The organism is Rhodobacter flavimaris, assembly GCF_021378075.1.
Taxonomy (GTDB): domain Bacteria; phylum Pseudomonadota; class Alphaproteobacteria; order Rhodobacterales; family Rhodobacteraceae; genus Rhodobacter; species Rhodobacter flavimaris.
Map to the genome: position 1 here is coordinate 192,719 of NZ_JAJUOS010000005.1, position 14,314 is coordinate 207,032.

At 66.0% G+C, this 14,314-nt stretch carries 13 protein-coding genes; 5 read left to right on the forward strand and 8 right to left on the reverse strand.

What is annotated here, in order from left to right:
• Positions 1 to 20: 20 nt before the first annotated feature.
• The 3 genes from putA to LZA78_RS08745 are packed head-to-tail and all read left to right on the forward strand — an operon-like array spanning position 21 to position 4,564.
• Entirely contained in the window at positions 21 to 3,419 is a 3,399-nt protein-coding gene (gene putA / locus LZA78_RS08735) for a bifunctional proline dehydrogenase/L-glutamate gamma-semialdehyde dehydrogenase PutA (RefSeq protein WP_233676547.1), read from the forward strand.
• A 30-nt stretch (positions 3,420 to 3,449) separates the two neighbouring features.
• The gene (locus LZA78_RS08740; protein ID WP_233676548.1) at positions 3,450 to 4,178 is read left to right on the forward strand and encodes a rhomboid family intramembrane serine protease; all 729 of its coding nucleotides are present in this window, start codon (positions 3,450 to 3,452) and stop codon (positions 4,176 to 4,178) included.
• On the forward strand, positions 4,178 to 4,564 hold the full coding sequence (locus tag LZA78_RS08745; RefSeq protein WP_233676549.1) for a GFA family protein: 387 nt from the start codon (positions 4,178 to 4,180) through the stop codon (positions 4,562 to 4,564). The genes LZA78_RS08740 and LZA78_RS08745 overlap by 1 nt, the downstream gene beginning before the upstream one ends.
• A gap of 43 nt (positions 4,565 to 4,607) precedes the next feature.
• Here the strand turns inward: LZA78_RS08745 and pheT are convergent, their stop codons facing one another.
• The 6 genes from pheT to pyk form a co-directional block, all read right to left on the reverse strand.
• A complete protein-coding gene (pheT, locus tag LZA78_RS08750) occupies positions 4,608 to 7,016 on the reverse strand; it encodes a phenylalanine--tRNA ligase subunit beta (protein ID WP_233676550.1) in 2,409 nt (802 codons plus the stop codon).
• Complete coding sequence (pheS, locus tag LZA78_RS08755; protein ID WP_233676551.1) at positions 7,013 to 8,095, reverse strand: phenylalanine--tRNA ligase subunit alpha; 1,083 nt, start codon at positions 8,093 to 8,095, stop codon at positions 7,013 to 7,015. The genes pheT and pheS overlap by 4 nt, the downstream gene beginning before the upstream one ends.
• A 128-nt stretch (positions 8,096 to 8,223) precedes the next feature.
• Positions 8,224 to 8,589, reverse strand: coding sequence for a 50S ribosomal protein L20 (gene rplT / locus LZA78_RS08760; protein WP_218631129.1), 366 nt, complete (start codon positions 8,587 to 8,589; stop codon positions 8,224 to 8,226).
• A gap of 15 nt (positions 8,590 to 8,604) precedes the next feature.
• A complete protein-coding gene (gene rpmI / locus LZA78_RS08765; protein WP_097068479.1) occupies positions 8,605 to 8,805 on the reverse strand; it encodes a 50S ribosomal protein L35 in 201 nt (66 codons plus the stop codon).
• A 126-nt stretch (positions 8,806 to 8,931) separates the two neighbouring features.
• Positions 8,932 to 9,159: a hypothetical protein gene (locus LZA78_RS08770; RefSeq protein WP_233676552.1), complete on the reverse strand. Its 228-nt coding sequence runs from the start codon at positions 9,157 to 9,159 to the stop codon at positions 8,932 to 8,934.
• A 30-nt stretch (positions 9,160 to 9,189) separates the two neighbouring features.
• Positions 9,190 to 10,635, reverse strand: coding sequence for a pyruvate kinase (gene pyk, locus LZA78_RS08775; RefSeq protein WP_233676553.1), 1,446 nt, complete (start codon positions 10,633 to 10,635; stop codon positions 9,190 to 9,192).
• A gap of 134 nt (positions 10,636 to 10,769) precedes the next feature.
• On the opposite strand from pyk, the gene LZA78_RS08780 reads away from it, so the two are divergent.
• Entirely contained in the window at positions 10,770 to 11,513 is a 744-nt protein-coding gene (locus tag LZA78_RS08780; protein ID WP_233676554.1) for an N-formylglutamate amidohydrolase, read from the forward strand.
• Between the two features lie 245 nt (positions 11,514 to 11,758).
• Positions 11,759 to 12,376, forward strand: coding sequence for a hypothetical protein (locus tag LZA78_RS08785; protein ID WP_233676555.1), 618 nt, complete (start codon positions 11,759 to 11,761; stop codon positions 12,374 to 12,376).
• 72 nt (positions 12,377 to 12,448) lie between these two features.
• On the opposite strand, the gene LZA78_RS08790 is transcribed toward LZA78_RS08785, so the two are convergent.
• Positions 12,449 to 13,309, reverse strand: a complete 861-nt coding sequence (locus tag LZA78_RS08790; RefSeq protein WP_233676556.1) for a D-amino-acid transaminase — start codon at positions 13,307 to 13,309, stop codon at positions 12,449 to 12,451.
• A 14-nt stretch (positions 13,310 to 13,323) separates the two neighbouring features.
• The gene (gene dgcA / locus LZA78_RS08795; RefSeq protein ID WP_233676557.1) at positions 13,324 to 14,286 is read right to left on the reverse strand and encodes an N-acetyl-D-Glu racemase DgcA; all 963 of its coding nucleotides are present in this window, start codon (positions 14,284 to 14,286) and stop codon (positions 13,324 to 13,326) included.
• Between the last annotated feature and the right edge of the window lie 28 nt (positions 14,287 to 14,314).

Below are 14,314 nucleotides of genomic sequence, written 5' to 3' on the forward strand. Positions count from 1 at the left end.
CCCCCTTCAAGGTCAGTCCCATGATTCACTCGACGTTGCCGCCGACCCTCGAACAGATCGACGCGCTCACTCTCCAGCCCGAAGCGCCGCTGCTGCGCCGTCTGGCGAATGAGGCCGCACTGGACGGGGCTGCGCGCGCCCGCATCTCGGGCAAGGGCGCCGAGCTGGTGCGCCGCATCCGCGCCGAGGCCCGCCCGGGCCTGATGGAGGTGTTCCTTGCGGAATACGGCCTGTCCACCGAAGAGGGCATCGCCCTGATGTGCCTGGCCGAGGCGCTGTTGCGCGTGCCGGATGCGCCCACCATGGACGCGCTGATCGAAGACAAGATCGCCCCCTCGGACTGGGGCAAGCATCTGGGTCACTCGGCCAGCTCGCTGGTCAACGCCTCGACCTGGGCACTGATGCTGACCGGCAAGGTTCTGGAAGAGCGCGGCCCCGGCCTTGCGGGCGCGCTGCGTGGTGCCGTGAAACGCCTAGGCGAGCCGGTGATCCGCACCGCCGTGTCGCGTGCGATGAAGGAAATGGGACGCCAGTTCGTTCTGGGTGAAACCATCGAAAGCGCGATGGATCGCGCGGCCAAGCTTGAGGCGCAGGGCTATTCCTACAGCTACGACATGCTGGGCGAGGCCGCCCGCACCGCCGCCGACGCGCGCCGCTACGAGGCCTCCTACGCCAAGGCGATCGAGGCCATCGCCAAGCGCTGCAAGCCCGGCCAACTGCGCGACAACCCCGGCATCTCGGTCAAGCTCTCGGCGCTGCACCCGCGTTATGAGGTTGCGCAGGAAGCGCGCGTGATGGCTGAACTGGTGCCAGTGGTCGTTCGCCTTGCCCGCATGGCCGCCAAGGCCGACATGAGCTTTACCATCGACGCCGAAGAGGTCGATCGCCTCGTGCTGTCGCTGCGCGTGATTGAGGCCGTCCTGTCGGATGCCGAGCTGGCGGGCTGGGACGGTTTTGCCATCGTCGTTCAGGGCTACAGCCGCCGCGCGGGCGCCGCGCTGGATTGGCTGCACGCGCTGGCCACGCGGCTTGATCGCAAGATCATGGTGCGTCTGGTGAAAGGCGCCTATTGGGACGCCGAGGTGAAACGTGCACAGGTTCAGGGCCTGCCCGATTTCCCGGTCTTCACCCGCAAGATCTCGACCGACGTGAGCTATATCGCCAACGCCCGCAAGCTGCTGGCGATGTCCGACCGCATCTATCCGATGTTCGCGGGCCACAATGCCCATACCGTCGCCGCCGTGCTCGACATGGTGGCCGAGATGGGCACCGACACGCGCGATTTCGAATTCCAGCGCCTGCATGGCATGGGCGAGCGTCTGCATGACATCGTGCTGAAGTCCGAAAATACCCGCTGCCGGATCTATGCCCCCGTCGGTGCGCATCGCGACCTGCTGGCCTACCTCGTGCGTCGCCTGCTGGAAAACGGTGCGAACTCGAGCTTCGTGAACCAGATCGTGGACGAGGACGTCTCGCCCGAGGAGGTCGCGGCCTGCCCCTTTGCCGCGCTTGAAGCCCTGAGCACGGTCGAGAACCCGGCGCTGAGCCGACCCGCCGACCTGTTCCCCGGCCGCAGCAACTCGCAAGGCCACGACCTGAGCCAGACCGGCACGCTTGCGGCTATCGAGGCCGCGCGCGCGCCGCTTGCCGCGGGCCTGCTGCCCGAGGCAAGCCCGCTTGTGGCGGGCGACTGCGCCCCCATGGCCGCCGAAGAGGTGAAGAACCCCGCCACCGGCGAGGTCGTGGGCCTTGTGCGCCCGGCCTCGGCCGCCGATATCGAGGCCGCACTTGGCAATGCCCGCCCCTGGCAGGCCGATGCCGCCGCCCGTGCCGCCGTTCTGAACCGCGCAGCCGACCTTTACGAGGAGCACTACGGCCAGATCTTTGCGGTGATCGCCCGCGAAGCTGGCAAGAACCTGCCCGACGCCGTGGCCGAGATCCGCGAGGCCGTGGACTTCCTGCGCTACTACGCCTCGCAAACCACGGAAGACACCGCGCCGCGTGGCGTCTTTACCTGCATCAGCCCGTGGAACTTCCCGCTGGCGATCTTCACTGGCCAGATCGCGGCCGCGCTGGCCGCTGGCAACGCCGTGCTGGCCAAACCCGCCGAGCAGACCCCGATCATCGCCGCCCTGGCCGTGCGTCTGATGCACCTTGCCGGTGTCCCGCGCGAGGCGCTGCAACTGCTGCCGGGCGACGGCCCGACCGTGGGCGCACGCCTGACCTCGGACCCGCGCGTCAATGGCGTGTGCTTCACCGGCGGCACCGATACCGCGCAGGCGATCCGCCGCGCGATGGTGCAGGCGATGGACCCGGGCGCGCCCCTGATCGCCGAGACCGGCGGGATGAACGCGATGATCGTCGACTCGACCGCGCTGCCCGAGCAGGCGGTGCGCGATATCCTCGCCTCGTCTTTCCAATCGGCGGGTCAGCGCTGCTCGGCCCTGCGTTGCCTCTATGTGCAGGACGAAATCGCCCCGCACCTGACCGAGATGCTGTTTGGTGCGATGGATGAGCTGCGCATCGGCAACCCCTGGGATCTGAGCACCGACGTCGGCCCCGTGATCGACGCCGAGGCTGAGGCCACCATCCGCGCCCATATTGCCAAGGCCCGCGCCGAGGGCCGCGTGCTGAAGGAGATGGACCTGCCCGAGGGGCTAACCGGCCATTTCGTCGCGCCCACCGTGATCCGCATCGACAGCATCGCGGATCTCGAGCGCGAGATCTTCGGCCCGGTGCTGCATGTCGCGACCTTCGCCGCCGAGGACCTGCCCAAGGTGGTCAAGACGATCAACGCCACCGGCTACGGGCTGACCTTCGGGCTGCACAGCCGCATCGACAACCGCGTGCAGGAGGTGACCGAGGCGATCACCGTCGGCAACCTCTACATCAACCGCAACCAGATCGGCGCGGTCGTCGGCAGCCAGCCTTTCGGCGGCGAGGGCCTGTCGGGCACCGGCCCGAAAGCGGGCGGCCCGGAATATGTGGCGCGCTTTGCCCAACCTCAGGCCAAGCCGCACCGCCCGGCGCTGGAGCGCGAGATGCCCGGCCCGACAGGTGAGTCGAATCGCCTGACGCTGCACCCGCGCCCCGCGTTGCTCTGCATGGGCCCCGGCGCCGAGAAAGCCGCGGCTCAGGCCGCAGCGGTGACGGCGCTTGGCGGTGTTGCCGAACTGGCAACGGATCTCTCCCCCGAGGCGCTTGCGACCCGCGAAGGTTTCTCGGCCGCGCTCTGGTGGGGCGACCGCGAGACCGCCCGCGCCTGCGCCAAGGCCCTTGCCAGCCGCAAGGGGCCGATCCTGCCGCTGATCACCGAGATGCCCGACGCAGCCCATTGTTTCCACGAGAGACACATCTGCATCGACACCACGGCGGCAGGCGGCAACGCGCAGCTCTTGGCCGCAGCCGGTAACGCTTGACGATGGTTCGCGGATCGGCACACTCGCCCCATGTTTCCGATACGCGACCATAACCCCTCGAGCAAGACGCCCTATGTGACCTGGGCGATCATTGCGCTCAACGTGGTTATCTTCGCCCTCACGCTGCCTTTGGCCGGGGATATGCAGGCGCTGTGGATCAACGGCGCGCTCTATCCGGCCGAGGTGACGCAGGGCCACGCGCTGCACGGGCTGATCACCCATATGTTCCTGCACGCGGGCATGATGCACCTGGCGGGCAACATGCTGTTCCTGTGGATCTTCGGAGACAACCTCGAAGAGCAGCTCGGCCATGTCGGCTTTCTGCTTTTCTACCTTGCCGGGGGACTTGCCGCCGCTTTCGCGCAGATCCTGGCCGAACCCTATACGACCATTCCGATGGTCGGCGCCTCGGGCGCGATTGCCGGGGTGATGGGCGGCTATCTGCTGCTGTTTCCCCGCGCGCGGGTCGATGTGCTGTTCATCTTCATCATCTTCTTCCGCATCTTCGCCATACCCGCCTGGGTCGTCCTGGGCGTCTGGTTCGGGATGCAGCTGTTCAACGGCACGGCCTCCGGGCTGACCGATGGCGTTGCCTACTGGGCTCATGCCGGGGGCTTCGCCGCAGGCTTGCTGCTGATGGTGCCGCACTGGCTGCGCCTTGGCGGGGCGAACTTCTGGGGCCAGAACCACGGCCGCCCGCCGCACCCCGAGGCCGAGTATCACCGCACCACAATCCCCGTCGTGCGGCGGCGGCGCTGATGCTGCCCGAGGTCACCTCTCCGCATCGCCTCACCTGCCATTGCGGCGCAGTCGAGCTGGAGGTGACTTTGTCGAACGGGCTTGCCACCGCGCGGCGCTGCGATTGCTCGTTCTGCCGACGGCGCGGTGCAGTGGCAGTTTCGGCGCCGCTTTCGGGCATCCGCATCGTCAAGGGCGCCGAAAACCTGAGCCTTTACCAGTTCGGCACCAACACGGCCAAACACTACTTCTGCAAGACCTGCGGGATCTACACGCATCACCAGCGCCGCTCGAACCCGAACGAATACGGGGTGAATGCGGGCTGTCTTGAGGGCGTGAACCCGCGCGATCTGGACCCGGTGCCCTGGGCGGATGGCGTGAACCACCCCTCGGATCGCGGCAAATGAAAAGGCCCCCGAACCGGGGGCCTTTCGTGTTCTGTCCGGGCGCTTACTTGCGCAGCGTGCCGCCGGTGGCCTTGGTGACCTTGTCGATGATCTTGGCCGATACGGCCTCGATCTCGGCATCGGTCAGGGTCTTGTCGCGCGGCTGGATCCGCACCGAAAGCGCGATTGACTTCTTGCCCGCGCCCATCTGCTCTTCGGCCTTGGCGCCGGTGAACTGGTCGAAGACCGAGACCGCCTCGATCAGCACCTTGTCGGCGCCATAGGCGGCGTTGACCGCGGTGATCACCTCGGTGCCGGTATCGACGACGAAGGCGAAGTCACGCTCGACCGCTTGCAGGTCGGAGATCGCCAGTGCCGGGCGCGTGGGCGTCTTGACCTTCGGGAAGGGCACGTTCTCAAGCCGGATGGTGAAGGCCACCGCCGGGCCCTTCACACCCATCTCGCGCAGCATCTTGGGATGCAGCTCGCCAAAGGTCGCCAGCACATTGGGGCCAAGCGCGATATTGCCCGCGCGGCCCGGATGCCACCAGGCATCAAGCTTGCGGTTGACCTGCACCCGGGCGGGCGCACCGATCGCGGCCAGCGCGGCCTCGACATCGGCCTTGGCGTCATAGACATCGACCGGCCGGCGCGAGCCCCAGGGATCGCGCGGCGCCGAGGCCCCGACCAGAAGGCCCGTCGCCACGGTCACCTGATCGCCCGGCTCACCGCCCGAGAAGACCGGCCCCACCTCGAACAGCGCCAGATCGGAGAAACCGCGCGCCTGATTGCGGGCGGCCGCCTGCAACAGGCCCGGCAGCAGGTCGGGGCGCATATGCGTCATCTGCGATGAGATCGGGTTCTCGATCCGCGTGGCCTCGGCCCCGCCACCAAACAGCGCCGCCGATTTCGCGTCGATGAAGCTGTAGGTCACACACTCGTTGTAACCAAGTGCTGCGATGGTGCGGCGCGTGGTCTTCTCGCGCACCTGGCCCGGCGTCAGGATCGGCTCGGGCACGCCCGAGGTTTCCCGCGCCATCGGCTTGCCCTGCAACTTGGTCAGCGAGGCGATGCGCGCCACTTCCTCGACCAGATCGGCCTCGCCCAGAACGTCGGGGCGCCAGCTCGGCGCCGTCGCCATGTCGCCATCGAGCGCGAAGCCGAGCGCCTCAAGGGTGCGGCGCTGCTCGGCCTCGGGGATCTCCATGCCGACAAGGCTGATGACCCGCGCCGGGTCCAGCCGGTAGGCGCGCGTCGTGGCGGGCACGGCGCCGTCCATGACGACTTCCGAGGCCTCGCCACCGCACAGATCGAGCACCATCTGCGTTGCCAGCTCCAGCCCCGGCAGGGTGAAGGCCGGGTCCACGCCCCGCTCGAACCGGTAGCGCGCGTCCGAGTTGATGCGCAGCGCGCGGCCCGTCGCGGCAATGGTGATCGGGTCCCAATAGGCGCTTTCGAGGAAGACATCGACGGTCTCCTCGGTGCAGCCCGAATGCTCGCCGCCCATGATGCCCGCAAGGCTTTCCACGCCGTTGTCGTCGCAGATCACCATCTGGCCTTCGCGCAGCGTGTAGGTCTTTTCGTCGAGCGCCAGCATCTCCTCGCCGCCCTTGGCGGGCACGATGCGCAGATCGCCCTTCACCTTGGCCGCGTCAAAGACGTGCAGCGGGCGGTTCAGGTCATAGGTGAAGAAGTTGGTGATATCGACCAGCGCCGAGATCGGGCGCAGCCCGATGGCGATCAGCCGCTGTTGCAGCCAGGCCGGGCTGGGGCCGTTGGTCACGCCACGGATAAGGCGGCCGGCAAACAGCGGGCAGCCCTTTTCCTTCAGCGCGGGGTCGATCTCAACCTTGATCGGGCTTGCGAAGCCGCCCGGCACCGCCTCGATCTCCAGCGGCTTGAGCACACCCAGCCCCCGCGCAGCCAGATCGCGCGCAATGCCGCGCACGCCAAGCGCATCGGGGCGGTTCGGAGTGATCTTGATGTAGATCATCGGATCGACCGCCTCGGGGCGGTTCTCGGCCAGCCAGTCCACGAACCGCTCGCCGACCTCGCCCGAGGGCAGCTCGATGATGCCGTTATGCTCGTCCGACAGTTCCAGCTCGCGCTCCGAGCACATCATGCCGTGGCTTTCGACACCGCGGATCTTGCCCACGCCAAGGGTCACGTCGATGCCCGGGACGTAATCGCCGGGTTTGGCAAGGACGACCGTGATCCCCTCGCGCGCGTTCGGCGCACCGCAGACGATGGTCTTTTCGCCCTCATCGGTCAGCACCTTGCAGACCCGCAGCTTGTCGGCGTCGGGGTGCTTTTCGGCATGCAGCACTTTGGCGAGAGTGAAGCTTTCCAGCTTGCCCGCCGGGTTGGCGATTTCCTCGACCTCAAGGCCAAGGTCGGTCAGCGCATCGGCGATCTCGTCCACCGAGGCGGTGGTGTCGAGGTGGTCTTTCAGCCAGGAGAGGGTGAATTTCATTTGGAGAGGCCTCCGAAAACAGTCGGCAGATCAAGAGCGGCGAAGCCGTAGTGGCGCAGCCAGCGCAGGTCGCTTTCAAAGAAGGCGCGCAGGTCGGGGATGCCGTATTTCAGCATCGCCAGACGGTCGATCCCCATGCCGAAGGCAAAGCCCTGCCACTCGGCCGGGTCGATGCCGCCCGCTTCCAGCACCTTGGGGTGCACCATGCCCGAGCCAAGGATCTCCATCCACGAGTTGCCCTCGCCGATCTTGAGCTGGCCACCCTCCCACGAGCAGCGGATATCGACCTCGGCCGACGGCTCGGTGAAGGGGAAGTGCGAGGCGCGGAAGCGCAGCTCGACCGAGGGCACCTCGAAGAAGGTCTTGCAAAACTCTTCCAGCACCCATTTCAGGTTCGCCATCGAGATGTCCTTGCCGATGGCAAGGCCCTCGACCTGGTGGAACATCGGCGTGTGGGTCTGGTCCATGTCCATGCGATAGACGCGACCCGGCGCGATCACGCGGATCGGCGCGCCGGTCTTTTGCATGGCGCGGATCTGCACCGGCGAGGTATGCGTGCGCAGCACATGCGGCGGGCGCGGGTCGGCGGCATCGCGGGCCATGAAGAAGGTGTCGTGCTCTTGCCGGGCGGGGTGCTCGGGCGCGATGTTGAGCGCGTCGAAGTTATACCAGTCGCTTTCGATCTGCGGGCCCTCGGCCACGGCAAAGCCCATGTCGGCGAAGATCGCGGTGACCTCGTCCATGACCTGGCTGACCGGGTGGATGGTGCCCGCGCGGCGCGGACGGCCGGGCAGCGTGACATCAAGCCATTCATTGCGCAGGCGCGCGTCCAGCGCGGCATCGGCCAGCGCCTCTTTCTTGGTGCGCAGCGCGGCGTCGATTTCGTTCTTCAGCACGTTCAGCGCGGCGCCGGTGGTCTGGCGCTCTTCCGGGCTCATCTGGCCCAGTTCGCGCATCTTCAGGCTGATCTCGCCCTTCTTGCCAAGCGCGGCCAGGCGCAGCTCTTCCAGCGCGGCCTCGTCAGCGGCCTGCGCGATCCCGTCGAGATATTTCGCCTTGAGCACGTCGAGCGCGTTCATCTGGTCTCTCCTGTCTGGTCGGGGGAGTGCTAGCCCCGCCCCGGCCCGATTTCAAGCGTGTGAAAGAAAAACCCCGCGACGGCAAAGCGCCGCGCGGGGTTCAAAGTGCAATCCCTCAGATGGGGAGATTACGCAGCCGCGGCAGCCTTCGCCTTTTCGACGATGGCGCCAAACGCTTCCGGCTCGTGGATGGCGAGATCGGCGAGAACCTTGCGGTCCACTTCGATGCCAGCCAGCGCGAGGCCGTTGATGAAGCGCGAATAGGTCATTTCGGCGTCGAAGGCGCGGACAGCGGCGTTGATACGCTGGATCCACAGCGCGCGGAAGCTGCGCTTGCGGGCCTTGCGGTCGCGGGTCGCGTACTGGTTGGCCTTGTCGACGGCCTGGGTAGCGGTGCGGAAGTTGCGCGAGCGGGCCGAGTAGTAGCCCTTGGCAGCCTTCAGAACTTTCTTGTGCGAGGCGTGGGTAACCTTGCCGGATTTAACGCGGGACATTGATCAGCCTCCAGTTCAGCGGTTGTAGGGCATGTATTTCTTGACGATCTTGGCGTCCGCATCGGACAGGATCATCGTGCCCGCGCTATCGCGGATGAACTTGGTGGTGCGCTTGATCATGCCATGGCGCTTGCCGGCCGGACCAGCGATGACCTTGCCGGTCGCCGTGAACTTGAACCGCTTCTTGGCAGCGGATTTCGTCTTCATCTTGGGCATTTCCATCTCCTCTTTCGAGTGGGTATTCACGCGACTCGGCATGCCACTTCGGCCGGCCGCGCGGGCTCATAGAGGGCGCCTGATATAGCCGCCCTCCCTGTTTGGCAAGGGGGTATGCACACAATTCTACAGCAGGATGCGCCCGATCACCGACAGCACCACATCCGGGACTTCGCCCATCGTGTAGCCGCCGGGTTTCATCATCGCCGCGTAGATCAACAACCCGCCCCCCACGACCACCGCCAGAATTGCGGCATGTGGAGGACGACTGTTGGCAAATGCCGAGACGCCCGAGGGAATGGACAGCAGAAAAATAACCACCCCAAGGGCGAGCAACGTATCCATGTCAATCATGGCCGAGCCCTCGCTTACCCCTAGGTAAGCTTACTCCGGATCGGTGCGGAAAATCAATCTTTCGTCGCAGGGCGCCACGCGCAGGATGTTCGTCGTGCCCTGCACGTTGAAGGGCACGCCCGCGGTGACGACGATCTGGTTGGTTTCGTCGGCAAAACCGAAATCGCGCGCCGCGCGGGCCGCGTTGACAACTGCCATCTTGAACCGCTCGACCTCTTCGCAACGCACGGCATGTACGCCCCAGGACAGGCAGATCTTGCGCAGGGTCTGCACCACCGGCGACATCGCGATGATCGGCACGCGCGGGCGCTCGCGCGCGATGAGCGAGACGGTCTTGCCCGACTGGGTATAGCAGCAGATGGCCGAGATATCGGTGGCTTCGGCGATCTCGCGCGCGGCGGCCACGATCCCGTCGGCGACGGTCTGGCGGACCACGGTGCGCGAGGCCTCGATCACCTCGCGGTAGGTCGGGTCGTTTTCGACCGACTGCGCGACCGAGTTCATGGTCGCGACCGCATCGACCGGGTAGCGCCCGGCGGCGGATTCCGCGCTCAGCATGATCGCGTCGGTGCCCTCATAGATCGCGGTGGCGACGTCCGAGACCTCGGCGCGGGTCGGCATCGGGCTTTCGATCATGCTCTCGAGCATCTGCGTCGCCACGATCACCGGCTTCGCGGCCGCACGGCAGCGGCGGATCAGGCGCTTCTGGATCGGCGGAACGGCATGGACCGGCAGCTCAACCCCCAGATCGCCGCGCGCCACCATGATTCCGTCCGAGACCTTGAGGATCTCTTCGAAAGCGTTCACGGCGGCGGGTTTCTCGATCTTGGACAGGATGGCGGCGCGGCCGCGCGCCAGCGTGCGGGCCTCGATCACGTCCTCGGGGCGTTGCACGAAACTGAGCGCGAGCCAGTCGGCGCCCATCTCGCAGGCAAACTCAAGATCGGCCCGGTCCTTGTCGGACAGCGCGGCCAGCGGCAGCACCACATCAGGCACGTTCACGCCCTTGCGGTTCGAGATCGTGCCGCCCGTGGTCACGGTGCAATTCGCGAAATCGGGGCCGCATTCGTCGACCCGCAGGCGGATCTTGCCATCGTTGACCAGCAGCGTGGCGCCGGGTTCGAGGGCGGCAAAAATCTCGGGGTGAGGCAGGCAGACGCGATGCCCCTCGCCCTCGGTCGGGTCGAGGTCGAAACGGAAGGGAAAGCCCTCTTCCAGATCGGCGGCGCCCGCGGCAAAGGTGCCTACGCGCAGCTTCGGGCCCTGAAGGTCGGCCAGCACCGCAATGGGGCGCCCGGTATCGGCCTCGATCTGGCGAATGATATCGTAGCGCGCCTTCTGCTCGGCATGTGTGCCGTGGCTCATATTCAGGCGGAACACATCGGCCCCGGCCTCGAACAGCGCGCGAATGGTGGTGTAGTCCGACGATGCCGGCCCCAGAGTGGCCACGATCTTGACATTGCGAAGGCGTCTCATGCGTCCTCGTTCCTCATATTGACAAAATTTTTCGTGGGCCGGGCACAGCTATGGCGCAAAATGTCGCACAGAGCAACTGGCCTGCCCCCCAGAACTCGCGTATTTCTCGTGTGACGATTTTGGACGACGAGAGTATGACGCCCCACCCCGCCTACCGGACCGTTGGCACCGAGCGCCCCTCGCGCTGGCTGGTGACCGTTGACCACGCCACAAACACCGTTCCCGACTGGGTTGGCGGCGGTTCTCTGGGGATCGCGGCGCAGGATATGGCGCGCCATATCGCCTATGACGTCGGCGCGCTCGGGCTGGCTGATCGGCTGGCCGAGCGGCTTGATGCGCCGATGATCTCCACCGACTTCTCGCGCCTCGTGATCGACCCTAACCGGGGCGAGGACGACCCGACGCTGGTAATGCGACTCTATGACGGTACGGTGATTCCGGCGAACAGGCATGCCTGCACGGAGCAGATCGAGCAGCGCCTGGCGCGACTATACCGCCCCTACCACGCCGCGCTGGCCGATATCGCGGGTGCCCGGACGGATCGGGTGATCTGCGCGGTGCATTCCTTCACGCCCTGCCTGCGCGGGCGCGCACCGCGCCCCTGGCAAGTTGGTATCCTTTATTCGCACCGGGATGAGCGGCTGGCCAAACCGCTGATCGCGGCGCTGGCGGCGCAGGGCCTGTGCGTGGGCGATAATGAGCCCTACTCGGGCCATCTCGACGGCGACTCCATCGACCGGCATGCGTTGACGCCGGGCCGTCCGAATGTGCTGATCGAATTGCGCAACGATCTGATCGCGCAGCCTGACGGCCAGATCGCCTGGGCTGACCGACTGGCGCCAGTGCTTGATCAGGTGCTGCGCGACAGCGGGCTTTAAGTGTCCAAATTTGTGCAGTGATTCGCGCCTGAACCATTCGCGCGGCATCACGGGCCGCTTAGCCCGTTGAAATTAACGAATTCTTTGCAACCCATTGGCGTGCGTTTCCACGCTGACCATCCAATTCTTTCGGTTCGCACCTATTGCACACCGGGCGCGAACAATGCGGAGGGCGCGCGGCCACAATTCCCTTGCCGCGTGTTTTCCCCAGCGTCATCGTTTTTCCATAGAGTAAGGATTATCTCATGTTCGCGTTATTTCTCGCATTAAGTGTGGCGCTCACGCTGCTGCTTTGGGCAGAGCTGGGGTGCCCCCGTCTGGGGATCGCGCCGCTGCGTCGGCGTTCCCCGTCACCGACACCGGAAGATGTTCCGGCGCCGCAAAAACCGGTCATCACCAAGGACGAATTACCGTCCCCCTCCGAAGCCCTGCGCTTCGCCGAGCGTCAGGCGCGTCGTAGCACCCGTCTTATCGAACAGCCCGAGCCACTCACGATTGAGCCCGCCGCACCCGAGCTGCGGGAAAACCCCGACGAGGCGATGTGGAAACGGCTGGAAGCCATGTTGCACGCGCCCGAACAGTGCCCCCGCCCTGCCCCGGCGGCTCTGGCGCAGCAGCCCGCGTCGGTGCATGACGCCGATGACGACCTGCCGCGGATCGACGATCTCGCCCCCGGCGAACGGCTAGAGCTTGAACTCGACGGCCCGGCCCCGCGCCGCGAAAGCATCCGCTTCGAGCAGGTGCAAGGCCGCCGCCGCACCCGCGTCGTGATCGAGGACGAGGCCATCCTGATCCTCGACAATACCGATGCGGCAAGCCTGACCCCGGATCTTTTCCAGTTCCGCGCGCCGCGCGCCGTGTAAAACGGCCCGGCAACGGAAAACCCCGGCCAGGGCTGTGGCCGGGGTTTTCTCATTCTCATAAGGCAGTTGCGATCAGATCGCGGCCTTGACGCTTTCGTCCAGATAGATCTCGCGCAGGCGCAGGGACACCGGGCCGGGCTTGCCCGAACCAAGCGCCACGCCATCGACCTCAACCACCGGCATGACGAAAGCCGAAGCCGAGGTGAAGAACGCCTCGTCAGCCGCCTGGGCTTCTGCGACGGTGAAGGGACGCTCGACAATCTCCATCTGCGCTTCGGCGGCATATTTCAGCAGCGACGCGCGGGTGATCCCGTGCAGGATGTCGTTCGACAGCTGGCGGGTGATGATCTTGCCGTCCTTGACGATATAGACGTTGTTCGAGGAACCCTCGGTGACGAAACCGTCCTCGACGAACCAGGCGTCCTGCTTGCCCGCCTTCTCCGCCGCCATCTTGACCATCGACGCGTAAAGCAGCTGCACGGTCTTGATGTCGCGGCGGTGCCAGCGCAGATCCGGGACCGAAATCACGGTGATCCCTTTTTGCGCCTTCGGATCATCGGCCAGACCGGGCTTCGACTGGGTATAAAGCACGACAGTCGGCGGAGTGCCTGCCGGGGGGTAGTGGAAATCGCGATCGCCCGCATTGCCGCGGCTGACCTGCAGATAGATCATGCCCTCGTCGAGGTCATTGCGCTTGATCAGCTCGCGATGGATCTCCAGCCACTCCTCGCGGCTGATGTCGCAAACGATCTCCAGCTCGGCCAACGAGCGGTTGAGGCGCGCGACGTGGCCGTCGAACTCCAGGATCTTGCCGCCCAGAACCGAGGTCACCTCGTAGACGGCATCGCCCATCACGAACCCACGGTCGAAGATCGAGACGCTGGCCTCTTCCTCCGGCAGATATTGACCATTGAGATAGACAGTCCGGCTCATTCGTCTCTCCTTGCTCAGCCCCAAAGCCCGGCCTCGGGCGGGTAAACCTTGCCCTCGGCATAGGCCAAGGGGGTGGCACGGTCTTCGGCCAACAGAAGCGGCCCGTCAAGGTCAACATACTCGGCGCCCTGCGCAACCAGCACCGCAGGCGCCATGGCAAGGCTCGAGCCCACCATGCAGCCGACCATGATCTGATAGCCCTCGGCCCGCGCCAGATCGCGCAGGGCCAGCGCCTCGGTCAACCCGCCGGTCTTGTCGAGCTTGATGTTCACCATGTCATACTTGCCGCGCAAGTGACCCAGGCTCGCCCGATCATGACAGCTTTCATCGGCGCAAACCGGCACAGGCCGCGTAATGCCGATCAGTGCCTCGTCATCCGCTGCCGGCAAGGGCTGCTCGACCAGCGCGACACCCAGCCGGACCAGATGCGGCGCCAGATCCTGATAGACCTCGGCACTCCAGCCCTCATTCGCGTCAACGATGATCCGCGCATTGGACGCGCCTGCCCGCACGGCCTCCAGCCGCGGCATGTCGTCGGGCGTGCCCAACTTGATCTTCAGAAGCGGGCGATGCGAGTGGCGTGCGGCCGCCGCCTGCATCTTCTCTGGCGTATCGAGCGAGAGCGTATAGGCGCAGGTCATCGGCCCCGGCGCAGGCAGCCCGGCCAGTTCCCAGACCCGCTTGCCCGCGAGCTTCGCCTCCAGATCCCACAGCGCGCAATCGACCGCATTGCGCGCGGCCCCCGGCGCCAGCGCCTCTTGCAACTCGGCCCGCGAAATCCCGGCGGGAAGCGCCTCGATCTGCGCCGCCACGCTCTCCAGGCTCTCACCATAGCGCGCATAAGGCACGCACTCGCCCAGGCCCACGGCGCCAGCGCGCGCGATCCGCACCGTCAGCACCTTGGCCTCGGTCCGGCTCCCGCGCGAGATGGTGAACACCTCGGCCAGCCGGAACACATCCGCCGTCACGGAGATCATCGCATCCCCTTTCTTCTTGGTTCAAATA